A 22803-nucleotide genomic window follows, 5' to 3' on the forward strand; every position below is an offset into this window, starting at 1 on the left:
CGGCTAGCGCTCGCCGTACTCGACCCCGCCCATCAGGGCCTGATCCGCGGAGACGGCCTGCGCCTCGGGGATCTCGGACTCCTGCGTGACCTGTGCGACGCCGAAAATGAGGGCACCGCCGAGGAGGCCGCCGACAAGGGCGCTGGCCAGGGCCGGGCCCACCGTGCGGCGCTGCTCCGACTCGGTCTCGTAGGGCATGTTTCACTCCTCGAATTAATGTTCCTGGGGAATGGAGGCAACTGTAGACCATTCCCGGGGTCACGGGGAAGTTTCGGCGAAAACGGGGGAAGTTCCCGTTCGTCCCAGGTGGGGGAGCCGCCGTTGCGGCCCCGTGACCTCCTGCGGGGTTATTTCGGCGGCGGAACGATGAGGACCGGGCGCCCGGCGTTCTTCAGCACCGCATCGGCCGTCGACGACGACAGCAGGCCGCGAAGGCCCGAATTGCCGCGGGTGCCGGAGACGATGACGCCGGCATCCAGGTCCCGTGCCGCGTCCACGATCGCCGACCAGATGGTCGTCTCCGATTCGACGAGGTAGGGCTCCGCGGTGAATCCGACGGAGGCCGCGACCTCGACGCCCTCGCGGCAGATGCGGCGGGCCTCTTCGTGGGCGGGGTCGCCGTCGTCGACGGTGGAGTCCCAGTCGGGCTGCATCATCCCGGAGGCGCCGGCGGTGCGGGCGGCCTGGCGCTGCAGCGGCTCCCACGCGGTGAGGATGTACGCCGTGCGCACCGACAGCAGCGAGCCCGCCCACTGGATGGCGCGGCGGGCCTCCTCGGAACCGTCGTAGGCGATGAGCATCGAATCCCCGCGCACGGCTGCGGGGTTCTGGCCGAGGTTGTGGGCGGCGGGGTTCTGGGCTGCGTCGGGCGCTGCGCCGGGGTTGGCGTGATCGTCGGACATCGGGCTTCTCCTTCTGGCTGACGTTTTCCTCCACGTTAGCCGCGGACGGCGCCGCTCATGACGGGATCGCGATCCGGCCGCCGGATCCCGATCCCGCCACGCCTCACTCCACCGGGGTGTTCAGGCCCGTCTTCATGTCGGCGGGGTCGGCCTCCGGCGTCGGCTCGGTGATGTAGACCTCCCAGCACGGCATCGCCGGGGTGTGCCCGTCGGCGATGAGCTCGTCGGTGAACTCCTTCCACGCCTGGCCGAGGCCGTCGTAAGCGCCCTGGTAGAGCGTGGACGCGACCTTGCCCGCCGGCAGCTCGGACGGCTCGATGGTGATGGCCGATCCGTCGGCGAGCGGCGCCTCGACCGGTCCCGGGAGCGGGGCGTCGAGGGGGACGCCGACCTCGATGTCGCAGCGCGACCAGTCCTCGCTGAAGCGCGGGTACAGCGCGAAGGCGGCGCCGGCGGGGGAAATGCCGGCGGCGCCGAGTGCGGGGAACAGTGCGGAGAAGGCGTTGTCGAACAGGCCGCTCAGATCATCCATGGGGATGTCGAAGGCGCGGACGACGGCGGTGGGCACGGCGCGGGATTCGTCGATGGTGAACTCGGGCATGGCGGGCTCCTGACGTGCGGTCGGCACCGGCGCGGACGGCCGGATCTGCCCGCCAGGATACGCAAAACCCCCCGACCGGATAGTGCAGGTCAGGGGGTTGCCGTGGAGCCGATGACGGGAATCGAACCCGCGCCGCCTGCTTGGGAAGCAGGAGTTCTACCATTGAACTACATCGGCATCGGGGCGCGCTCCGGGCATCCGGCCGCGCCTTCCGCCAATAATGTAGCACCGCCGCGGGCGCGGTCCGCAAAACCCCCTCCCGCGCTGCCGGTAGGGTGGTGGCGTGCTGCTCTCCGACCGTGACATCCGCGCCGCCCTTTCCGCCGACGATGACGCCCGCCTGGGCATCGACCCGTTGGACGAGGAGATGATCCAGCCGTCGTCGATCGACGTGCGCCTGGATCAGTTTTTCCGCGTGTTCAACAATTCGCGGTACACGCACATCGATCCGAAGCTGCCGCAGGAGGAGCTGACCACGCTGCGCGAGGTGCCGTGGGATGAGGCGTTCGTGCTGCACCCGGGCGAGTTCGTGTTGGCGTCGACGCTGGAGAAGTTCACCATCCCGCCGCATCTGGCCGGCCGCCTCGAGGGCAAGTCGTCGCTGGGCCGCCTGGGCCTGCTCACGCACTCGACCGCCGGGTTCATCGACCCCGGTTTCACGGGCCACATCACGCTGGAGCTGTCCAACGTCGCCAACCTGCCCATTTCGCTGTGGCCGGGCATGAAGGTCGGCCAGCTGGCGCTGTTCCGCATGACCTCGCCGGCGGAGGTGCCCTACGGTTCCGGCGCGCTGGGCTCGAAGTACCAGGGCCAGCGCGGGCCGACGCCGTCGAAGGCGTACCTGAACTTCCGGTAGGCCCCTGCCCGGCGGTTCGCGTTTGCTTGACGACGATTCGGGCACGCCCACCGCGCACCCTCGCGCGGCCGCCCGGTAAGCGGCGATCACCGCCGCCGTTTTGCGGCTACCGTGGTCGGTATGGCCACCGAAACTGCCGCGCCCGCCATCCGGTTCGAGGGCGTCACCAAGACTTACGGGGACGGCCCGCCCGCCGTCGACGGCGTCGATCTGGACATCCGGGGCAACGCCGTGACGGTGCTGGTCGGGTCGTCGGGCTGCGGCAAGACCACGCTGCTGCGCATGATCAACCGGATGGTCGAGCCGACGTCCGGGCGGGTGCTGGTCAACGGCGAGGACATCGCCGACCGCGACCCGGTCGAGCTGCGCCGCGGCATCGGGTATGTCATGCAGAATGGCGGGCTGCTGCCGCACCGCACGGTCGCCGACAACGTGGGCACGGTCCCGCGGCTCAACGGCGTGCCCAAGAAGAAGGCCCGTGAGCGGGCGATGGAGCTCATCGAGCTCGTCGGCCTCGACGCCTCCATCGCCGGCCGCTACCCCTCGCAGCTCTCCGGCGGCCAGCAGCAGCGCGTCGGCGTGGCCCGGGCGCTGGCGGCCGACTCGGGCATCCTGCTCATGGACGAGCCCTTCGCCGCCGTCGACCCCATCGTCCGCCGCGAGCTGCAGGCCGAGGTCACGCGGCTGCAGGCGGAGCTGGACTGCACCATCGTCTTCGTCACCCACGACATTTCCGAGGCCCTGCACCTCGGCGACGAGGTCGTGCTGCTGTCCAAGGGCGGCCGCATCGCGCAGCAGTGCCCGCCGTGGGAGCTGATCGAAAAGCCCGCCGACGACTTCGTCCGCGACTTCATCGACGCCGACTCCCGGCGCCTGCGCATCGACGGCGACCGCGTCCTCGATGCCCGCGGCCGCGTCGCCGGCGTCCTCGGCGATTACCCGGGGCCGAAGCAATGATCCGCTGGTCCTGGTTCGCCGAGAACTCCGCGCAGATCCTCGATCTGACGCTGACCCACGTGTGGCTGTCGGTGCCGCCGATCATCGCGGCGGTGCTGGTGTCGGTGCCGCTGGGCTTCGTGGCGTCGCGTCGCAAAGCAATCCGGGGGACCATCGTCGGCGGCGCGGGCCTGCTCTATGCCATCCCGTCGCTGGCCTTGTTCGTGATGTTGCCGCTGGTCCTGGGCACGTCCGTGCTCTCCCCGCTCAACGTGCAGGTGGCGTTGGCGGCCTACGGCGTGGCGTTGATGACGCGCACCGCCGCCGACGCCTTCGGCTCCGTCCCCGCCGCCGCCCGCGACGCCGCGACGTCGATGGGCTATCCCGCGTGGCGCCGGATCCTCGGCGTCGAGCTGCCGCTGTCCGGGCCGGTGCTGCTCGCCGGCGCGCGCGTCGTGTCGGCGTCGACGGTGTCGCTGGTCAGCGTCGGGTCGCTGGTCGGGGTGCACGGGTTGGGGTACTTCTTCACGGACGGGTTCAACCGCAGCTTTCCGACGGAAATCCTCGCCGGAGTCATCGGCACCGCCGTCGTGGCGCTGGTCTTCGACCTGGTGCTCGTCGCGCTGGGGAAGGTGCTCATGCCGTGGACGCGGGCGGGGGCCGGGCAGGCGGGGAAGAAGCCGGCGAAGTCGGGGAAGTCGGCGGAGAAGCTGGAGGTGGCGTCATGAGCGCCCTTTCTTTCACGACCTTCACGGCAGCCGACTCCTCCTCTTCCTCCGCCTCCGACGCGGGCATCGTTTCGCAGGCGTGGACGTGGCTGACCTCCGGAGATTCATGGGCCGGCGATGGCGGCATCGGCGCGCCGCTGCTCGAGCACCTGGGGTATTCGCTGCTGGCCACGGCCATCGCGGCGGTCATCGGCATCGCGCTCGGCGTCGTCGTCGGGCACACCGGCCGCGGGCAGGGCGTGGTGCTCGGGGCGTCGGGCATCCTGCGCGCGATGCCGTCGCTGGGCCTGCTGACCTTCCTCGCGCTGATCATCCCGGCGGGCGTGACGCTGCCGCTGATCCCGGCGACGATCGTGCTGGTCATCCTCGCGGTGCCGCCGATCCTGGCGGCGACGGCGTCGGGCTTCCGGGCCATCGACCGCTCGACCATCGACGCCGCCTATGCGATGGGCCATTCGACGAATCAGGTCATCGGCCGCGTGGAGTTCCCGCTGGCCATGCCGGTGCTCATCGGCGGGCTGCGGTCGGCGTGGCTGCAGGTGGTGGCCACCGCGACCATCGCCGCGTACCTGGGCCTCGGTGGGCTGGGCCGGTTCCTGCTCGACTCGCTGGCCGTGCGCGATTACGGCGTCATGCTCGGTGCGGCGGTGCTCGTCGCCGGGTTGGCGCTGGTCACCGACCTCGCGTTCACGGTCGCGGAGAAGGTGTTGGCGCCCGCGGGCGTCCCGACGGGAGGATCCCGATGAACCAGCCCACGCAGTTCAGCCGCCGGGCCTTCCTCGCCGGCGCCGCCGCCACGACGGCCGCGGCGCTGACCGGTCTCACGTCCTGCGCGCTCGATCCCGCGAACCCCGCCAACCGCGCGGCCGGTCAGATCCGCGTGGGCTCGGCGATGTTCCCGGAGTCGGAGATCATGGCCCGCATCTGGGCCCATGCCCTGACCGAGGCGGGCCACGACGTCGAGGTCGTCCCGCAGATCGGGGCCCGCGACGTGTATCTCGCGGCGCTGCAGGAGGGCTCCGTCGACCTCGTGCCCGAGTACTCCGGCAACCTCGCGGCCTATTTCGGCGACGTTCCCAAGGGTGCCGAACCCGATGGCGTCCTCGCCGCCCTCGACGCGAATCTGCCGCCGGACCTCGAGGCCCTCGCCCCCGCGGCGGCCGAGTCGAAGGACGCCTACCGGGTCCTGCGCACCGTCGCCGACGAGCATGGGCTGGCCAGCCTCGCCGACCTGCAGAAACTCGCCGCCGCCACGGGTGCCATCCGCATCGGCGGCTCTCCCGAACTCGCGCAGCAGCCCTACGGCCCCGACGGTCTCGCCGAGGTCTACGGCGTCGACCCGGCGGCGATGGAGATGGTCGTCTACGGCGATTCGGGCGGCCCCCTGACCATTCGCGCGCTGGCCGACGGTGCCGTCGACATCGCCGACGTCTACACCACCACGCCCATGCGCGATCCGTCCGGCGGCGACGTCGACGTGGTCACGCTCGAGGATCCGCGGCAGCTCATTCCCGCGCAGAACGTCGTCGCGCTCGCCCGTCGCGGGGTGCTGGACGAGTCCGCGCGCCGGGCCCTCGACCAGGTCGCGTCCCGCTTGACGACGGCCGACCTCACCGACATGAACCTCCGCGCCTCGGGCGACGAAAAAGCCGGCGCCGATTTGATTGCGCGGGATTGGCTGGCGGCCGGGACGTTGTAAAGCAGCCGCGCCGGCCTGCACCGGGACCTGCCATCCTGCTGAACTGTCGGCTTCCCGCCCCCGCTCCCGCCCTTTGACGCGCCGCTGCCCGCGTGCAGTCTCCACGAGTTCGACAGGTGCAGCCACACGATTTCGCCAACTGGGGATTTAACGGCGTTCATTCGGCGTGTGGCTGCATCCGTCGGATTGGGCTTGCTCCGGCGGTGTCACGGTCCCGCGATGATGAGGGTTGCTGCGTACATCAGAGGGATCAGCGCGAAGGTGACGAACGCCGCCGCGATCGTCAGGCCGTTTGCGCGGGCCTTGATCGCGCCCGCGAGGGAAACGGCACCGAACGCCGGCACGGCGACCGTCAGCGGCAGCGCCCATCCGGACGGCAGGGGACTTCCGACGAAAAAGAGGGCAGCTGCAGCAGTCAGAGCGATGGCGAGGGCGATGACCGATAGCATTCGGCTGGACATGCCCACAGGTTAACCTCGATTGCGCGGGCGTGGCTGGCGGCCGGGCCGTCGTAAAGCAGCCGCGCCCGGTGAACTGCCGGGGCCGCCCGTGTAATGCCGCGGTGATGCGCAGATGAACGGACGGTTAATGCAGGTAGTGGGCGAAAACGGGGGCGATCGCCGACTCGCCAAGTGCGGCAATGTATCTCATACTGGCCGGTATGCGAATGACCGTCATCGGAACCGGATATCTGGGTGCGACCCATGCTGCGTGCATGGCCGAGCTGGGCCACGAGGTCCTCGGCGTCGACGTCGACCCCGCCAAGATCGAGGCGCTGTCGGAGGGCCGCGTGCCGTTCTTCGAGCCCGGCCTGCCGGAGCTGCTGCGCAAGCACGTCGACTCCGGGGCGCTTCGCTTTACGACGGACTATGACGAGGCCGCATCGTTCGCCACCCTCCATTTCGTCGGCGTGGGCACCCCGCAGGTGAAGGGCTCGTACGCCGCGGACGTGCGCTACGTGGACGCCGTCGTCGACGAGCTGGCGGCGCGGATCACCGGCGACCACGTGATCCTGGGCAAGTCGACGGTGCCGGTGGGCACGGCGTCGCGGCTGCAGGAGCGGGCCGACGCGATTCTGGCGGAACGCTCGGGGGAGGGCTCGGGGGATGCCGCCGAGCCCGTGGCCACCATCGACCTGGCGTGGAACCCGGAGTTCCTGCGCGAGGGCCACGCCGTGAAGGACACCCTCGAGCCCGACCGCATGGTCTTGGGCCTGGGAGAGAACTCCACCCGCGCGGAGGCCGCGGTCCGCGAGTGCTTCGGGCCGATCCTCGACCGGGGCACGCCGATGATCGTCACGGATTTGCCGACGTCCGAGCTGGTCAAGGTCTCGGCGAACGCCTTCCTGGCCACGAAGATCTCCTTCATCAATGCCGTGTCGGAGATTTGCGAGACCACCGGCGCCGACGTCACGGTGCTCGCCGATGCGATCGGGATGGACCCGCGCATCGGGCGGCGCTTCCTCAATGCCGGCCTCGGTTTCGGTGGCGGCTGCCTGCCCAAGGACATCCGGGCGTTCATGGCTCGTGCCGGCGAGCTCGGCGCCGACCAGGCGATGAGCTTCCTGCGCGAGGTCGATGCGATCAACATGCGCCGCCGCGAGAAGTGCGTCGGCCTGGTCAAGGACGCTTTCGGAGGCATCGCCCTGGGCCGCCAGGTCGCGGTGCTGGGCGCGGCGTTCAAGCCGAATTCCGACGACGTCCGCGATTCCCCGGCGCTTTCCATCGCCGGTTCGCTGTCGCTGGCCGGTGCGGCGGTGCGCGTCTACGACCCGCAGGCGATGGACAATGCCCGCGCGCTGTTCCCGACCCTCGATTACCGCGAGTCCGCCAACGACGCCCTCGAGGGCGCGGAGATCGTGGTCGTGGCCACGGAGTGGGACGAGTTCCAGAACCTCGACCCCGTCGCCGCCGGCGAGCTCGTCGCGGACAAGAAGCTCATCGACGGCCGCAATTGCCTGCCCGTCGACCAGTGGCGCGCCGCCGGCTGGGACGTCAACTGCCTGGGCCGCGGCCAGTAGCACCCCGCTAACTCGCCGCCCGCCGGCCCTTCACAGGTGCTTGGTTGCTTCACGACGGCTCAGCGCCGCCATCCCCGGCCGCTGCGCCACGAAGGCCCGCACCCATTCGGGGTCGGTTTTCGCGTAGTCGCGCAGGGCCCACCCGATGGCCTTGCGCACGAAGAATTCGCCGTCGCCGAGGTTGGGGGCGATGACGTCGGCAAGCAGGGCCGTATCCGTCGCCGACCTGGCCTGCAGCTGGTGCAGGATGGCGTAGCGCCGCAGCCACATGTCGCCGTCGCGCGCCCACGCCCGCATCCGCGCATCCTCGCCGGCGCGATCGTGGCCGCGCACGATGAGCTGCACCTTCACCAGGTCGTCGACCAGGTCCCACCACGCGCCGGTGGTGGCCATGTGGCGGACCAGGTCCATGATGGCGGGGGTCGCGAGTTGCTTGACGACGGGTGCCTGCAGCAGCCCGATCGCCGCCCTCCGCTCTTCGCGATTGCGGGCGCCGTCCCACAGCGTGCGGGCGGCGTCGATGACCTCGCCGGTCGACGTGAACCCCGCCGCCTTCGCCGCGGAGCGGGCGATGCGCCGGACCTCGGGGACACGGACGCCGAGCATCGGCTCGTCGGTTTTCAGGTAGGCGGCCTGGCCCGCGGCCCGCTCGGGATCGGCCAGCGGGGCGAGCCCCTCGCGGACCGCGGCGATGAATGCGGCGGTGCGATCGGCCGGGGTGGCCGGGCTTGCGGGGCCCGAGTTGGAAGGGGCGGGAGTACCGGCGGCCATCACGGCACCCGCACCGTTCCGGCGGGCGACGTCGGACCAGACTGGCGGGTCTGGACGGCGGGCTTCCCGGGGCGGCTCTGTTCCCGATTCTGTTCCCGGCCCTGTTCCCGATTCTGTTCCCGCACCTGCGCCGTCACCGCCGCGATGGCCGTGGTCACCGGCACCGCCAGCGTCAGGCCGAGGGCACCGATCGCCGAGCGCAGAAGTTCGGTGGCCACGATGTCGGAGGTCAGCACCTGCATCAGCGGGCGCTCGGCGACCGACAGCAGCAGCGTCATCGGCAGCGAGGCGCCGACGTAGGCCAGCACCAGCGTGTAGACCATCGACGCGATGTGGTCGCGGCCCACCCGCATCGCGGAGGCGAACAACTCCAGCGGCCCGGCATCGGGGTCGGCCTCGGCGAGCTCGGTGACGGTGGACGCCTGCGCGATGGTGACGTCGTTGAGCACGCCCAGCGCGCCGACGATGAACCCGGCCAGCATCAGCCCCGTCACGCTGACGGCCGGGAGGTAGAGCTGGATGAGCAGGTTGGAGTCGTCGGCAAGCCCCCGCAGGTCGGCGCCGCCGATGGCCACGTGCGCCAACCCCGCCGACGCGCCCAGCGACGCCAGCGTGCCGCCGAGCGCGGCCGCCGACTTCCAGTTCACCCCGTGGACCAGGAACATCACGGGGAACAGCACCACGGCGCCGGTGACCAGCGACAGCGCCACGGGCGGGCCGCCGCGCAGCAGGGCGGGGATGAGGAAGAAACCGACGACGGCCAGCGTCAGCACCAGCCCCGCGATCGCCCGCGCGCCCCGCCACGCCGCGACGGCGACGATGGCCAGCGCCGTCACCGCCAGCCACGCCCACACCGACGTGGTGCGGTCGATGTCGAGGAACGCGTACCGCGTCTGATCTGCGCCGATGGCGTGCGACGTCAGGTGGATCCCCGTGCCCTGCGCCAGCTCCGGTTCGCCGGGCTGGCCGGACATCTCCAGCAGCGTGCGCCGGCCCTCGTCGGGGCCGCCGGTGATGTCCACGACGACCAGCTCGCACTCTCGGGGCGGTTGCGCCGGCAGCCCCGGCACCTGCGGCAACGCCGCCGCCTGCTGTGGGGCACCGTCGAACGCCACGCCCGCGTCCGGCGAGCCGCACGTCCCCGCGGCCACCTCCGCGACCCGCCCCGGAAACGACTGCGCCGCCATCGACTGCGAATCACGGAAACCCTGCCCGACCTCCGGCGCCTCGCCGCGCGGCCACAGCACCGCCAGCCCCACCAGGGCCGCCACCGCCGCCACCGCCAGCAACGCCGCGAGCACGCGCCGCGCCATCACCCCGGCGCCGGCGATGCGCCGGGCCGGATTGCGTGACGACGGACCGTCGTCAAGCGAAGAAACCGCAACCCGCGAATGCCGCCCCACCCCAACGCTCCCTTACTGCTTGTAGCTGGCCAGGAAGTTGCCCAGGCGCTCGATGGCCTCCTGCAGATCGCGCGCCCACGGCAGGGTGACGATGCGGAAGTGATCCGGCGTCGGCAGATTGAAGCCCGTGCCGCCGACCATGAGGATCTTCTCCTCGCGCAGGATGTCGAGCATGAGCTTCTCGTCGTCGTGGATCTCGTGGACCTCCGGGTCGAGCTTCGGGAACGCGTACATCGCGCCCATCGGCTTGACGCAGCTCACGCCCGGGATCGAGTTCAGGCCCTCCCACGCGACGTTGCGCTGCTCCAGCAGCCGCCCGCCCGGCAGGATCAGATCGTCGATGGACTGGTAGCCGCCGAGCGCGACCTGGATGCCGTGCTGCGCCGGCGCATTCGGGCACAGGCGCGTCGACGCCAGCAGGTTGATGCCCTCGATGAAACCCTCCGCATGGCGCTTCGGGCCGGTCAGGACCATCCACCCCGCGCGGTAACCCGCGACGCGGTACGTCTTGGACAGGCCATTGAACGTCACGCACAGCAGGTCGGGGGCCAGCGACGCCGTGGAAATGTGCTCCGCGTCGTCGTAGAGGATGCGGTCGTAGATCTCGTCCGACAGCAGCAGCAGCGAATGCTCCCGCGCAATGTCGACGATGCCCTCCAGCACCTCCCGGCTGTACACCGCGCCCGTCGGATTGTTCGGGTTGATGATGACGATCGCCTTCGTCCGATCCGTCACCTTCGCCCGGATGTCCTCCAGGTCGGGCGCCCAATCCTGCTCCTCGTCGCACACGTAATGCACCGGCTTGCCGCCGGCCAGCGTCGTCGCCGCCGTCCACAGCGGGTAGTCGGGGGCGGGGATGAGGACCTCGTCGCCCTCGTCGAGCAGGGACTGCGTCACCATCGAAATCAGCTCGGACACGCCATTGCCCAGCCACACGTCGTCGACGTCGAAGCGGGGGAAAGTCGGGTCCATCTCGTACCGCGTGACGACGGCCCGCCGCGCCGAGTAAATGCCCTTCGACTCCGAGTAGCCCTGGGCATGCGGCAGCGCGCGCACCATGTCCTGCACGATCGTGTCGGGAGCATCGAAGCCGAACTTCGCGGGATTGCCCGTGTTGAGCATGAGGATCCGGTGGCCGTCGGCCTCCATCTTCTCCGCCAATGTGGCCACCGGGCCGCGGATGTCGTAGAGGACGTTGCGCAGCTTGGAGGACTGGTCGAGCTTCTTCAGCGGCGTGCGGCGCGGGTGGTCCATGCCGCGGCGCTGGGCGACGCGGGCGGCGCGGGTCTGCTCGGCGCGGGCGGCGCGCAGCAGTTCCGCCGACTTGCGCAGCGCCTTCTCCTTGACCTCCGCCGGGTCGGGGGAGTCGGAGGCCGTGGTGTTCGTGGTGGTGGTGCTGGTGCTGGTGCCGTCGGTGGGGGTGGGGCCGTCGGTGGTGGTCGAGTCAGAAGCGGCGGCGTTGGCGGCGTTGGCAGAAGCGGCGTCGGCTGCGGGCGCCGGGGTGGCGGCCGCGGCGGCGCTGGTCGCGGGGTTGGCGGTGTCCGGGTGGCCCGGCTGGTCCTGGGGTCGCTTCTGGGTACTCACCCGTTAGAGTCTGCCACTTCACGAGGCCCGGGGAGAAGTGTTCCGCCGCGTCGAGTGTCGCCGGGGTGGGTGCCCCGCGGGTCGAGTGTCGTCGGCGTGGGCCCGCCGCGTGGGGTCCGCCGGGGTGGGTGTCCCGTCGCAGTGTGGGTGTCCCGCCGACCGCTGGTGCGCCGTGGTCAACCCTCCCGATTCCGTACCCGCATATGCCCAGGTGGAGTCGATCCCCGCGATTTCGAGCCACAATCCCCCGAATCGACTCACGTCACCCCGGCAAAACCCCTGGTCCCAACAAAGGGGGATGAGTCGTTTAGGGGTATTCCCGCGCCGCTAGTAACGCATGGGGTTAAACGTGACGGTCGCAGCGGTCGCGCCACGAGGTTCGGGTGTTCGGTGGGCGCGTTCGCCGCGTACGCCGTGGGAACGGAGACCGCTCACCGGGTCTGGGGTGATCGGCGGCGTCGGCCGGGCCGTCGTAAAGCCGACTCCCGCCTTCCACCGAGCTCACCGGCCCTGCCCTGCCTCCGTTGATGCCCGCCCGCCGGCCATTAGTGCCGTTTGATCAACGCTCCCGTTTCGGCGCCCGCATAAGCCCTGGTGGAGTCGATCCCCGCGAATTCGAGCCACGATCCCCCAAAACGACTCACGTCGCCGCAGCAAAACCCCTGGTCACGACAAAGGGGGATGAGTCGTTTAGGGGTATTCCCGCGCCGCTAGTAACGCATGGGGTTAAACGCGATGGTCGCAGCGGTCGCGTCACGAAGTTCGGGTATTAGGTGGGCCCGGTCGCAGCGGTTGCAGCCGGAGGCTGGGGTGCTTTGCGACGGAGGCCGGGGCGTCGTCAAGCCGACTCCTGTGTTTCGCCGACCGCGCCCGGCCGCCCGCCACGAGAACGTCCGCGCCCGCCCACCCCACCCATCCGCCCGCCACGAGAACGTCCGCGCCCGCCCACCCCACCCATCCGCCCGCCACGAGAACGCCCGCGCCCGCCCGGCCGCCCCACCCGCCGCCACGAAACGCGGACGACGCACGCGGCCCGCCCCCGAAACGTGGGCGTTGCACAAACGGCCGAAGCGTAAGCCGGACGTAACAAACGGGAAATTCCCGGAATACCGTGGCTCCATAGCGTCATGGGGGTTGAAGCCGGTCGCGAGCGCACAGCGCGCCACGCGGCCGGCATGACCACAGTCCCAAGGAGAAAACCCATGATCATGTCGTCCAACGGTCGCGTCGCCCCGGGAAGCAGGCGGTGGGCCTTCACCGCACTGGCCGCGGTCCTGGGCCTGACCCTCAGCGCCTGCGGTGCCAGGGCCGGCGAAGAAGCCACGGCCGCCGAATCCTGCGTGGACACCTCCGGCGACTCGATCAAGATCGGCCTGATCAACTCGCTGTCCGGCACGATGGCCATCAGCGAAACGACCGTCAACGAGTCGCTGAAGATGGCCGCCGAGGAGATCAACGCCGACGGCGGCGTCCTGGGCAAGCAGCTCGACATCGTCGAGGAGGACGGCGCGTCCGAGCCGACGATCTTCGCCGAACGCTCCCGCCGCCTGCTGCAGCAGGACTGCGTCGCGGCGGTCTTCGGCGGTTGGACGTCGGCGTCGCGCAAGGCGATGCTGCCGGTCTTCGAGGGCAATGACTCGCTGCTGTTCTACCCCGTCCAGTACGAGGGCCTGGAGTCGTCGGACAACATTTTCTATAGCGGCGCGACGACGAACCAGCAGATCATCCCGGCGCTGGACTACCTCAAGAACGAGGAGGGCGTCGAAAGCCTCTTCCTCGTCGGCAGCGATTACGTCTTCCCGCGCACGGCGAACATGATCATCCGCCAGTACGCGGAGGCCAATGGCATCGAGATCGTCGGCGAGGATTACACGCCGCTGGGGTCGACGGACTTCACCACCATCGCCAACCGGGTGAAGGATTCCGGCGCCGACGCGGTGTTCAATACGCTCAACGGCGACTCCAACGTGGCCTTCTTCCGCCAGTACAACAGCATCGGCCTCGATGCGGAGACGATGCCGGTGATGTCGGTGTCCATCGCCGAGGAGGAGGTCGGCGGCATCGGCGCGAACAACGTCGAGGGCCAGCTCACGGCGTGGAATTACTACCAGACGGTGGACACGCCGACCAACGATTCCTTCGTCGCGCGCTTCAAGGAGAAGTACGGCGCCGACCGCGTCACCTCCGATCCGATGGAGGCCGCCTACCTGAGCATGTTCCTGTGGAAGGCGATGGTGGAGAAGGCAGGTTCCTTTGACGTCAATGAGCTTCGCGACGCCGCCGACGGCACCAGCTACGACGCCCCCGAAGGCACCGTGACCGTCAACGGCGACAACCAGCACATCGCGAAGACGCCGCGCATCGGCCGCATCAACGGCGAGGGCCTCATCGACACCGTGTGGGAGGCGCCCGAGGCCGTCGAGCCCGACCCGTACCTCGAGGGCTACGACTGGGCCGACGTGTCCGGCGCCGGGCAGGGGTCCTAGATGGACGTCCTCCTGTCGCAGCTGGTCGCCGGCCTGAGCGTCGGCTCGGTTCTGCTGCTCGTCGCGGTCGGCTTGTCGCTGACGTTCGGCCAGATGGGCGTGATCAACATGGCCCACGGCGAGTTCATCATGGTCGGCGCGTACACCGCGTTCGTCGTGCAGGGCATCCTCGGCGCGGCCGGGCTGTCGCTGCTGGTGTCCATTCCCGCCGCGTTCCTCATCGGCGGCATCCTCGGCGTGGTGCTCGAGCAGGTGCTCATCCGGCACATGTACCACCGGCCGCTGGACACGCTGTTGGCCACGTTCGGCGTCGGCCTGATCCTGCAGCAGGTCGCCCGCGACATCTTCGGCGCCCCCGCCGTCGACGTCCGCGCCCCCGAGTGGTTGCGCGGCAGCATCGACGTCGCCGGGGTGATCGTCCCGCAGTCGCGCCTGTTCATCTTGGCGCTGGTCATCGCGGTCGTGGTGGCGCTGGGCCTGTTCATGACGGCCACGCCCATGGGCCGCCGCATCCGCGCGGTGGTGCAGAACCGCGACCTCGCGGAGACCAACGGCATCGACACCCGCGCCACGGACCGCCTGACGTTCTTCATCGGCTCGGGCCTGGCGGGCGTGGCGGGCGTGACCATCACGCTCATCGGCGCCACGGGCCCGACCATCGGCGCCAATTACATCGTCGACGCCTTCCTGGTCGTCGCCGCCGGCGGCATCGGCAAGATCAAGGGCGCGGTCATCGCGGCCTTCGCCCTCGGCGTCGCCCAGGCGTTCATCGAGTACTCCACCAGCGCGTCCATCGCGAAGTTCCTGGTGCTCGTCCTCGTCGTCGCCTTCCTGCAATTCCGTCCCCAGGGCCTGTTCACGGTCCGGACGAGGAGCCTCGCATGATCGTCACAACAGCATCGAAACCCCGGAGATCCCCCTCGGCCCCTGACGGCGCCGCGGGCAACGTCGATAAGCAAGCCGCAGAGCAGAACACCAACCAGGACCGCACCCCGCGCCGGGCGACCACCATCATCGGCGCCCCGCGGCCCCGCGCGGTCGGCCTGGGGCTGGCGGCGCTGGGCATCGCGCTGCTGGTCGTGGCGCCGATGGCCCTGAGCCCCTTCGGGCTGGGGCAGCTGGGCCGCTTCATCTGCTACGCCATCGTGGCGGTCGGCATCGGCATCGCGTGGGGCCGCGGCGGCATGCTCACGCTCGGGCAGGGCGCGTTCTTCGGCATGGGCGCCTACATCATGGCCATGCACATGTTGCTTGCCGACGCCGCCTTCGACGGGACCGGCGTGCCCTCCTTCATGGCCATCTCGGGGTCCGGCGCGGTGCCGGCGTGGTGGGAGCCGTTCCGCAGCCCGGCGGTGACGCTCGTCGCGATCATCGTGCTGCCGGCGCTGGTCAGCTTCGCGCTGGGGTATTCCATCTTCCGGCGGCGGATCAAGGGGGCGTACTTCGCCATCCTCAACCAGGCGCTCGTCGCGGCGCTGGTGGTGCTGCTCGTCGGCCAGCAGGACACCCTCGGCGGGTCCAACGGCCTGAGCGGGTTCCGGTACTTCTTCGGCTTCCTGCTCAACGACCCGGCCAACAAGCGGATGGTCTACTTCGTCGCCGCCGGCATCCTCCTGGCCATGATCGCCGTGGCCTACTGGCTCATGCGCAGCCGCTACGGCGAACTGCTCGTGGCCACCCGCGATGCCGAAGAGCGCGTCCGCTTCCTCGGCTACGACCCCGCGGTGATCAAGACCGCCGCCTACGTCTTCGCCGCCGTCATGGCGGGCATCGCCGGGGCGCTGTTCGTGCCCATCGTCGGCATCATCTCGCCGACCGAGATCGGCGTCGTGCCGTCGATCGTCTTCGTCATCGCCGTCGCCGCCGGCGGCCGGACCAGCCTGTTCGGCCCCGCCATCGGCGCGCTCGTCCTCGGCTGGGCCGAATCCTCCCTGGCCCAGGCGTTCCCCTCGGGGTGGTCCTACTTCCAGGGCTTCCTGCTCGTCTTCGTCATCGCGCTGCTGCCCGGCGGCCTGGCCTCCATCGCCGGGCGCCTGGGCCTGCGCCGCTGGCGCGAGGGCCGGGCCCCCACGGGCGACGCGCCTGCGGGGGATGACGTGGGCGTCGCAAAGCAACCCGAGGCACCCGCACCGACCACCGCCCGAGGAGGCACCCCCGATGACCGCGGATAACGGCCTCGCCGTCCACGACCTCACCGTCCGCTTCGGCGAATTCACCGCCGTCGACGGCGCCAGTTTCCACACGGCCCCGGGGGAGGTGCACTTCCTCATCGGCCCCAACGGCGCGGGCAAGACGACCTGCGTTGACGCGATCACCGGCCTGGCGCCCGGCACCGGCTCCGTCACCCTCGACGGCCGCGAGATCCTGGGCACGCCCGTGCAGAAGATCGCGCGCATGGGCGTCGGCCGCACGTTCCAGACCGCCAGCGTCTTCGAGGAACTGTCCGTCCTGCAGAACCTGGACATCGCCTGCGGCATCCACCGGCGGCGGCGCTCGCTGCTGGGCATCCGCCGCACCATCGACCCGCGCATCGACGAGGCGCTCGAGCTCACCGGCCTGCGCCACCTGGAGAACCGGCGTGCCGGCGTGCTGTCCCACGGGCAGAAGCAGTGGCTGGAGATCGCGATGCTGCTGGTCCAGGACGCGCGTGCGCTGATGCTCGACGAGCCCGTAGCCGGCATGAGCCACGACGAGCGCGACGCCACCGGTGAGCTGCTGCACCGCATTGCGCCGGGCCGGATGATCCTCGTCGTCGAGCACGACATGGATTTCATGCGGAAGTTCGCCACCCGCGTCACCGTGCTCAACCGCGGGCGGATCCTGGCGCAGGGCTCCGTCGACGACGTCCAGGCCAACGCCGACGTCCAGCAGGTCTACCTGGGCACGGCGGCGGCGCCGTCGGCCCCCGAACCGGAAGGGGTGCGCTGAGATGCTCACTTTGGACAACATTTCCGCAGGTTACGGGCGCACGCGCGTCATCCACGGCGTCAGCGTCGACGTCCCCGCGGACGGCATCGTCGCCGTCCTCGGCCACAACGGGGCGGGCAAGACGACGTTGCTGCGCACCGCCGTCGGATTGCTGTCGCCGACGGAGGGAAGGGTGCTTTTCGACGGTGACGACGTCACCTCCTGGGCTCCCCACAAACGCGTGCGGCGCGGCATGGCGTACGTGCCGCAGGGGCAGCAGTCGTTCGAGCAGCTCACCGCCATGGAGAATCTGCGCGTCGTCGCGGACCTGCAGGGGCGGGCGGGCAAGGGGCGGATCGATGAGGCGCTGGGGCGGTTCCCCGCGCTCGAGCCGGTGCTGGGGCGGCAGGCGGGGCTGTTGTCCGGTGGGCAGCGGCAGCAGTTGGCCATCGCGCGGGCGCTGATCACCGGGCCGCGGCTGCTGATCCTCGATGAGCCGACCGAGGGCATCCAGCCGTCCGTCGTCGCCGAGATCCAGGCGGCGGTCGGGGATTTGGCGGCGGAGGGGATGGCGGTGCTGCTGGTCGAGCAGCACATGGGGTTCGCGCTGTCGGCGGCGCGGTCGTATGCGCTGATGGCGTCGGGGCGGGTCGTGCGCCGCGGGGAGGGCGCCGCCGGAGCCGCCGGCGGCGCCGATGCCGAGGAGATGGGCCGCGTCCGCGCCGCCCTGGCGATCTAGGGGAGGGGTGGGCGCGGGCGGGTGCGGGACGGCCGGGCGCGGGCCTCGCGTCGCGTTCCGTCTGCCCCTACGTTCCGCCGTCCCGCCGATGTCCCGTCGTCCCGCCGTCCCGCCGCCGTCCGCTCCTGGTCCGGCCGGGTGCGCGCGTCGGCCCGCACCTGCCCGTCGGGTCGCACGGGGCAGTAATCCGGCCGGGTCCACCGGCGTCTCGGTCCGTCTGCCCCTCGTCCGGCCGCGTGCGGTGGCCGGGTGCACTGGCCGGGAATTGCCAGGTGGAGTCGATCCTGACGTTCTCGCGCCGTGATCCCCCAAATCGACTCACCACGCCGCCGCAAAACCCCTGGTCGCGCCATGGCGGGATGAGTCGTTTGGGGCGATTCGCACGCCGTTAGTAACGCATGGGACTGAGGAGGTCAGCCCTCCTCGACTTTGCGGTGAACTCAGCGGTCGCACACCGGGTGTGGGGTGCTCTGCGACATCGGCCGGGGCTCGAGGGCCGCTCACCGGGTCTGGGGCGATCGGCGACATCGGCAGGGGCTCGGCGACCACTCCGAGCTCCACGGTGGACTCGGCGGCTACTCAACTGGCTTCGGGTGCTTCGCGCATGCGAAAGGAGGAGGGCCCGGGTGGACCCTCCTCCTTGTCGAATCGGGCTAGTCGAATTGGGATCGTCGTATCGGGTTTCCTCGCGACGCCCCGATCACCATCACGCTCACCGTGCTGCGACGAGTCCGACTACGCCGGCCGGGACATCAGGTGCCGAGCATCGCGACGTCGGGAAGTACCCGATTGACGGGCACGATGAGCGGGTCGCCCGTCCCGGCGTGATGAACGACGTCGACATCGATTCCGAAGACCTCCCGGATCAGCTCCGGGCCCACGATGTCGCGCGGTGCCCCCTTCGCCAGGATCTCCCCATCCTTCATGACCACCAGCTCATCGGCGTAGCGCACGGCCTGCTGCAAGTCATGAAGTACCGCGACGATGGTCCTGCCGCCGACACTGCACAACGCCGACACCAGGTCCAACAGTGCATACTGGTGCCCGATGTCGAGGTACGTCGTCGGCTCGTCGAGAAGCAAAATGCCGGACTGCTGCGCCAGTGCCAAGGCAAGCCACACCCTCTGCCGCTGGCCACCCGACAACTCCGACACGCGCCGGGCGGACATCGCATCGACACCGGCCACGCGCATTGCGGCGACGGTGGCGGCCTCATCCGCATCCGACCACTGGCGCAGGAAAGACTGGTGCGGGTACCGCCCGCGGGCGACCAATTCGCCCACCGTGACGTCGGGCGGAGCCATCGCACCCTGCGTCATCATGGCGACGCGGCGCGCCAACTCCTTCGGGGACAAGGCATCGGCCGGATCCCCGCCGACGAACACGGTGCCGGCCTGCGGAGGCGCAATCCGGGCGATGGTCTTCAACAAAGTCGACTTGCCGCAGCCATTGGGGCCGATGATCGCCGTCAACGCGCCCGGCCGAATGTCCGCGTCGAGCCCGGAAATGATCCGGCGGGCACCCCAGGCCTGGTCGACGCCGCGAACGGAAATGGAACGGGACCGGTCCGCGTTCATCGCGCACCCCTTCCGGATAGGACGAACAAAAGGTAGGCGCCGCCGATGGTGACCGTGACCAGGCCCGCCGGCAGCTGCACCGGATGGAACAAACGCTGCGCCAGGACATCGGCGACGAGCAGCAACAACGCACCCGTCACGGCCGAAGCCGCCAACGGCGGCGCCGGCGAACGGGTGATTCGGGCCGCGACGTGCGGAGCGGCCAACGCCACGAAGGAAATCGGCCCGACGATTGCAGTGGACACCGCCGTCAGCGCCGCACCCGCCGCGAGAAGCAGCGCCTTCGTGCGGGGAACGGAAAGGCCCAGCGATCCCGCGGCATCGTCACCGAATCGCAGCAGATCCGCGCCCCTGCCCAACGGCGCGGCCACGACGAGCAACACCAGCAGCGCAGCACAGGCCGGAGCAGTCTGTTCCCAGCGAAGGCCATTGAGCGTGCCCGCGCCCCAGCTCGCAGCGGACAATGCGGTGTTCATGTCGCCCCGGAGAATCAGCCAACGATTGAACGCGGCGAGCATCATCGAGGTACCCAGGCCAACCAGGATCAGCCGCGTGCCGCCGAAGTGGCCCTTCCCGTCCACGCCCCGGCCCGCGGACAGGGCCGCGACCACCGCCGCAGTAGCGCAGCCGCCGACGAACGCGCCAACGGCCGTGGCACCGAAACCACTGGCGCCCGCAAGCAGGGCAACCAACACCCCGGTGTAGGCACCGGTGTTGAACCCGATGATGTCCGGCGAGCCCAGGGGATTGCGCGTCAACGTCTGGAACAACAGCCCCGCCACCCCCAGTGCGGCGCCCGCGACGATGGCGGCGGTGGCCCTCGGCGCGCGCCAGTTCATGACGACCGTCGCGGCGAATCCGTCATCGGCGCCAATCAGCGCCCTGAACGCCTCGGCAGCGGTGATGCCGGCGCCCGGCAGGCACAGCGCGGCCACGCCGACGGTGGCAACGAAAAGGAGCGTCACGCACGTGGCCGCCAGCGTCCGCCCATGGGCCCGCGCCGCCGCGGCGGGAGCGGGACCCCGGCCAATAGACACCCACGGGCCGATGGCCCCTCGCTTCAGCATCGTCCCGATCATCGCGACATCACCGGACCCCGCGCGATCGCGATGAGGAACGGCGCCCCGATGAAGGACACCACGACCCCCGCCGGCAGCTCCCCGGGCACCATCTGACGGCCAAGCACATCGGCCATCACCAAGACCACGGGCCCCAGAAGGGCAGATGCCACGAGGATCCGCCCCTCCTTCGCGCCGACCAAGGCCCGTGCGAGGTGCGGCACCATGAGGCCGACGAACACCATGACGCCGGCCGCGGCCGTCGCCGATGCAGCGAAGACGATCACCGCCGCCAGCAAACAAAAGCGCAGTCTCCGGAGGGGGACGCCGAGGGAGGAGGCGGTGTCGTCGTCAAGCCGAAGGTGGTCGAGGGAACGCACCACCGGAAAAGCCAAAACCAGACCCGCCACCAGCCCGGCGAACGCGAGCCGCGCCGGATCCGGCGACGCGACATCGAGGTTGCCGACCATCCAACTGCGGACCCGATCGAAAGTCTGCGGATCAACCAAGGCGAGGCCGTCGCCGATGCCCTCGAGGATCGCCCCGACCGCAACGCCCGCCAGCACCAGCCGCAACGGATCCACGCCGACGGCACCGCCGCGGCCAATGACGTACACCGCAGCACCCGCGACGACGGCACCGCCGATGGCCAAACCCAGGAACCCTGCCGGCGCGCTCACGCCGAACAACGCCATGCCCAGCGCCGCAGCGAACGCGGCCCCCGCATTGATGCCCAGCACGCCCGTGTCCGCGAGGGGATTCCGCGTGACGTTCTGCAGCAGGGCGCCCGCGAGACCCATTGAGGCGCCCGCCGCCAAACCCAGGAGGGTGCGCGGCAGGCGGCGTTCGAGAATCGCGGCCAGTTCGGGGTCGGCAGCGTCCGCGCCCGAGCCCGTGAGCGCCGTGAGGACGCGTGCCGGGGAAATGTCCGCGGCCCCCGTGAAAATGCCGGCGGCGATGACCGCGATGACGGCCAGCGCGAGGCCGACGAACACCGCCGCCGCAGGCGGCCGGGGGAATGGTGCCGGGAGCCTGGGGCCGCACCTCGCTTGAGTTGGCATGAAGGGGAGGCTACCAATTGAACAAAAGCATAGGCTAATCTCTCTTCATGATTTCCACTTCGCACACCGGAACCTTCGCGCTCCGTCACCGGATCATGCCGGTCATCGCACTTTTCCTCGCCGTCGCGGTCACGCTGGCCCTCGTTTCCTGCTCCTCGGGGCAAGACGAAAATTCGGGCGCCGCGGGATCCCAGGGCTCCGATGACGCCGCGGCCGGCGGCTCCCGCTTCCATACCGCCGACGAGGAAACCGCCAAGCTGGGCAGCGATGCCCCCGAGGGCGAGTTTCCCCGCACCGTCGTCCACGCCAGCGGCACCACCGAGATCCCCGCGGCCCCCGAGCGCGTCGTCGTGCTGGACACCGGCGAACTCGACGCCGTGCTTTCGCTGGGCATCAAGCCGGTGGGGATCGTGACCACCAGGGGCGAAAACCCCGTCCCCTCGTACCTGGCGGACAAGGTCGAGGGCATCCCGTCGGTCGGGACCATCGCGGATGTGAACGTCGAGGCGGTCGCCGAGCTGCAGCCCGATCTGATCATCGGCAGCCAGGTCCGCGCCGAGAAGATTTACCCGCAGCTCGCGGAGATCGCCCCGACCGTATTCTCCATCCGTCCCGGTATGCCGTGGAAGGAGAACTTCCTGCTTGCGGGCGAGGCTCTGGGCAAGGAGGCGAAGGCGCGTGAGGTGCTCAACGAGTACGCCGACGCCGTCGCCGAGGTCCGCGACATCGCGCCCGACGACGTGACCGTGTCCATGGTCCGTTTCATGCCCGAGCGCCTGCGCTTGTACGCGAAGTCGACTTTCATCGGCGTCATCCTCGATGACGCCGGTATCGCCCGCCCCGCCAACCAGAACATTGAGGACCACGCGGTGGAGATTTCGCCCGAGCGCATCGGCGAAGCTGATGCGGACGTCATCTTCTGGTCCAGCTACGGCGATCCGGATGCATCGGGGGAGACCGCCGTGATCGAGGGCGATGCGTGGAAGAATCTGCCGGCGGTCAAGGAGGGTCGCGCCCATCGGGTGTCCGACGATTCCTGGTACTTGGGTCTCGGTCCGCTGGGTGCGGAGATCGTGGTGAAGGAACTCCGCGAGCACTTCGAGTCCTAGCTCCTTGCGGGCGCTGGAACCCCGTCGCCGCCTGATCCTGTGACACGTGCAATGTGCCATCGGGTCGCGAATGGTGTGGGGCCGCTGTCGTCCCCTCGTTCCGGCGGGGTGCGGGGGCCGGGAATTGCCAGGTGGAGTCGATCCTGACGTTTTCGAGCCCTGATCCCCCGAAATGACTCACCACATCGCAGCAAAACCCCTGGTCGCGACAAAGAGGGATGAGTCGTTTGGGGGTATTCCCGCGCCGCTAGTTACGCATGGGGTTGAGCACGACGGCGACTCATCCGGCTTGATGTGATTCGCGCACGCGAAAGGAGGAGGGCCCGGGTGGACCCTCCTCCTCGTATCGGGTTGCTTTACGACGTC

Annotated in this window: 22 protein-coding genes and 1 tRNA gene; 12 read left to right on the forward strand and 11 right to left on the reverse strand. The window is 70.0% G+C overall.

Annotated features, from left to right (window positions below):
* Window positions 1-3: 3 nt before the first annotated feature.
* From ACFWGD_RS07835 to ACFWGD_RS07850, 4 genes are all read right to left on the reverse strand, one after another.
* Window positions 4-198, reverse strand: coding sequence for a DUF2613 domain-containing protein (locus tag ACFWGD_RS07835; RefSeq protein ID WP_377778073.1), 195 nt, complete (start codon window positions 196-198; stop codon window positions 4-6).
* Window positions 199-347: 149 nt separating this feature from the next.
* The gene (locus ACFWGD_RS07840) at window positions 348-800 is read right to left on the reverse strand and encodes a universal stress protein (RefSeq protein ID WP_377778182.1); all 453 of its coding nucleotides are present in this window, start codon (window positions 798-800) and stop codon (window positions 348-350) included.
* Window positions 801-1005: 205 nt separating this feature from the next.
* Entirely contained in the window at window positions 1006-1503 is a 498-nt protein-coding gene (locus tag ACFWGD_RS07845) for a GyrI-like domain-containing protein (RefSeq protein WP_377778074.1), read from the reverse strand.
* Between the two features lie 103 nt (window positions 1504-1606).
* Window positions 1607-1680, reverse strand: a tRNA-Gly gene (locus tag ACFWGD_RS07850).
* Between the two features lie 106 nt (window positions 1681-1786).
* Here ACFWGD_RS07850 and dcd point away from each other — a divergent pair.
* The 5 genes from dcd (at window position 1787) to ACFWGD_RS07875 (ending at window position 5722) form a co-directional block, all read left to right on the forward strand.
* Complete coding sequence (gene dcd / locus ACFWGD_RS07855; protein ID WP_377778075.1) at window positions 1787-2359, forward strand: dCTP deaminase; 573 nt, start codon at window positions 1787-1789, stop codon at window positions 2357-2359.
* A 120-nt stretch (window positions 2360-2479) separates the two neighbouring features.
* A complete protein-coding gene (locus ACFWGD_RS07860) occupies window positions 2480-3316 on the forward strand; it encodes an ABC transporter ATP-binding protein (protein ID WP_377778076.1) in 837 nt (278 codons plus the stop codon).
* Window positions 3313-4023: an ABC transporter permease gene (locus tag ACFWGD_RS07865; RefSeq protein WP_377778077.1), complete on the forward strand. Its 711-nt coding sequence runs from the start codon at window positions 3313-3315 to the stop codon at window positions 4021-4023. Before ACFWGD_RS07860 ends, ACFWGD_RS07865 begins: the two co-directional genes overlap by 4 nt.
* Complete coding sequence (locus ACFWGD_RS07870) at window positions 4020-4769, forward strand: ABC transporter permease (protein WP_377778078.1); 750 nt, start codon at window positions 4020-4022, stop codon at window positions 4767-4769. The genes ACFWGD_RS07865 and ACFWGD_RS07870 overlap by 4 nt, the downstream gene beginning before the upstream one ends.
* Window positions 4766-5722: an ABC transporter substrate-binding protein gene (locus ACFWGD_RS07875; RefSeq protein ID WP_377778079.1), complete on the forward strand. Its 957-nt coding sequence runs from the start codon at window positions 4766-4768 to the stop codon at window positions 5720-5722. The genes ACFWGD_RS07870 and ACFWGD_RS07875 overlap by 4 nt, the downstream gene beginning before the upstream one ends.
* 206 nt (window positions 5723-5928) lie before the next feature.
* On the opposite strand, the gene ACFWGD_RS07880 is transcribed toward ACFWGD_RS07875, so the two are convergent.
* Window positions 5929-6183, reverse strand: a complete 255-nt coding sequence (locus ACFWGD_RS07880; RefSeq protein WP_377778080.1) for a hypothetical protein — start codon at window positions 6181-6183, stop codon at window positions 5929-5931.
* Between the two features lie 200 nt (window positions 6184-6383).
* Here ACFWGD_RS07880 and ACFWGD_RS07885 point away from each other — a divergent pair, with 200 nt between their 5' ends.
* Complete coding sequence (locus tag ACFWGD_RS07885; protein ID WP_377778081.1) at window positions 6384-7742, forward strand: UDP-glucose dehydrogenase family protein; 1359 nt, start codon at window positions 6384-6386, stop codon at window positions 7740-7742.
* A 30-nt stretch (window positions 7743-7772) separates the two neighbouring features.
* Here the strand turns inward: ACFWGD_RS07885 and ACFWGD_RS07890 are convergent, their stop codons facing one another.
* The 3 genes from ACFWGD_RS07890 to ACFWGD_RS07900 are packed head-to-tail and all read right to left on the reverse strand — an operon-like array spanning window position 7773 to window position 11170.
* Entirely contained in the window at window positions 7773-8513 is a 741-nt protein-coding gene (locus tag ACFWGD_RS07890; protein ID WP_377778082.1) for a DNA alkylation repair protein, read from the reverse strand.
* Window positions 8513-9916, reverse strand: a complete 1404-nt coding sequence (locus ACFWGD_RS07895; protein WP_377778083.1) for a YibE/F family protein — start codon at window positions 9914-9916, stop codon at window positions 8513-8515. The genes ACFWGD_RS07890 and ACFWGD_RS07895 overlap by 1 nt, the downstream gene beginning before the upstream one ends.
* A 12-nt stretch (window positions 9917-9928) precedes the next feature.
* Window positions 9929-11170, reverse strand: a complete 1242-nt coding sequence (locus ACFWGD_RS07900) for a pyridoxal phosphate-dependent aminotransferase (RefSeq protein ID WP_377778183.1) — start codon at window positions 11168-11170, stop codon at window positions 9929-9931.
* Window positions 11171-12708: 1538 nt separating this feature from the next.
* Here ACFWGD_RS07900 and urtA point away from each other — a divergent pair.
* From urtA to ACFWGD_RS07925, 5 genes are all read left to right on the forward strand, one after another.
* Window positions 12709-13986, forward strand: coding sequence for an urea ABC transporter substrate-binding protein (urtA, locus tag ACFWGD_RS07905; RefSeq protein ID WP_377778184.1), 1278 nt, complete (start codon window positions 12709-12711; stop codon window positions 13984-13986).
* A complete protein-coding gene (urtB, locus tag ACFWGD_RS07910) occupies window positions 13987-14871 on the forward strand; it encodes an urea ABC transporter permease subunit UrtB (protein WP_377778085.1) in 885 nt (294 codons plus the stop codon).
* A 203-nt stretch (window positions 14872-15074) separates the two neighbouring features.
* Window positions 15075-16157 carry an urea ABC transporter permease subunit UrtC gene (gene urtC, locus ACFWGD_RS07915; RefSeq protein ID WP_377778185.1) on the forward strand — a complete coding sequence of 361 codons (1083 nt, stop codon included), beginning with the start codon at window positions 15075-15077 and terminating at the stop codon, window positions 16155-16157.
* Window positions 16144-16914, forward strand: coding sequence for an ABC transporter ATP-binding protein (locus ACFWGD_RS07920; RefSeq protein WP_377778087.1), 771 nt, complete (start codon window positions 16144-16146; stop codon window positions 16912-16914). Before urtC ends, ACFWGD_RS07920 begins: the two co-directional genes overlap by 14 nt.
* 1 nt (window position 16915) lies before the next feature.
* Window positions 16916-17632, forward strand: a complete 717-nt coding sequence (locus tag ACFWGD_RS07925; RefSeq protein WP_377778088.1) for an ATP-binding cassette domain-containing protein — start codon at window positions 16916-16918, stop codon at window positions 17630-17632.
* A gap of 752 nt (window positions 17633-18384) precedes the next feature.
* Here ACFWGD_RS07925 and ACFWGD_RS07930 read toward each other — a convergent pair.
* The 3 genes from ACFWGD_RS07930 to ACFWGD_RS07940 all read right to left on the reverse strand — a co-directional run bounded on the left by ACFWGD_RS07930 (window position 18385) and on the right by ACFWGD_RS07940 (window position 21262).
* A complete protein-coding gene (locus ACFWGD_RS07930; RefSeq protein ID WP_377778089.1) occupies window positions 18385-19209 on the reverse strand; it encodes an ABC transporter ATP-binding protein in 825 nt (274 codons plus the stop codon).
* The gene (locus ACFWGD_RS07935; protein ID WP_377778186.1) at window positions 19206-20189 is read right to left on the reverse strand and encodes a FecCD family ABC transporter permease; all 984 of its coding nucleotides are present in this window, start codon (window positions 20187-20189) and stop codon (window positions 19206-19208) included. Before ACFWGD_RS07935 ends, ACFWGD_RS07930 begins: the two co-directional genes overlap by 4 nt.
* Before the next feature lie 95 nt (window positions 20190-20284).
* The gene (locus ACFWGD_RS07940) at window positions 20285-21262 is read right to left on the reverse strand and encodes a FecCD family ABC transporter permease (RefSeq protein WP_377778090.1); all 978 of its coding nucleotides are present in this window, start codon (window positions 21260-21262) and stop codon (window positions 20285-20287) included.
* Between the two features lie 113 nt (window positions 21263-21375).
* Between ACFWGD_RS07940 and ACFWGD_RS07945 the strand changes: the two genes are divergently transcribed.
* On the forward strand, window positions 21376-22437 hold the full coding sequence (locus ACFWGD_RS07945; protein ID WP_377778091.1) for an ABC transporter substrate-binding protein: 1062 nt from the start codon (window positions 21376-21378) through the stop codon (window positions 22435-22437).
* Window positions 22438-22803 lie beyond the last annotated feature (366 nt).

Source organism: Corynebacterium sp. NPDC060344 (assembly GCF_042725215.1).
Lineage (GTDB): Bacteria > Actinomycetota > Actinomycetes > Mycobacteriales > Mycobacteriaceae > Corynebacterium.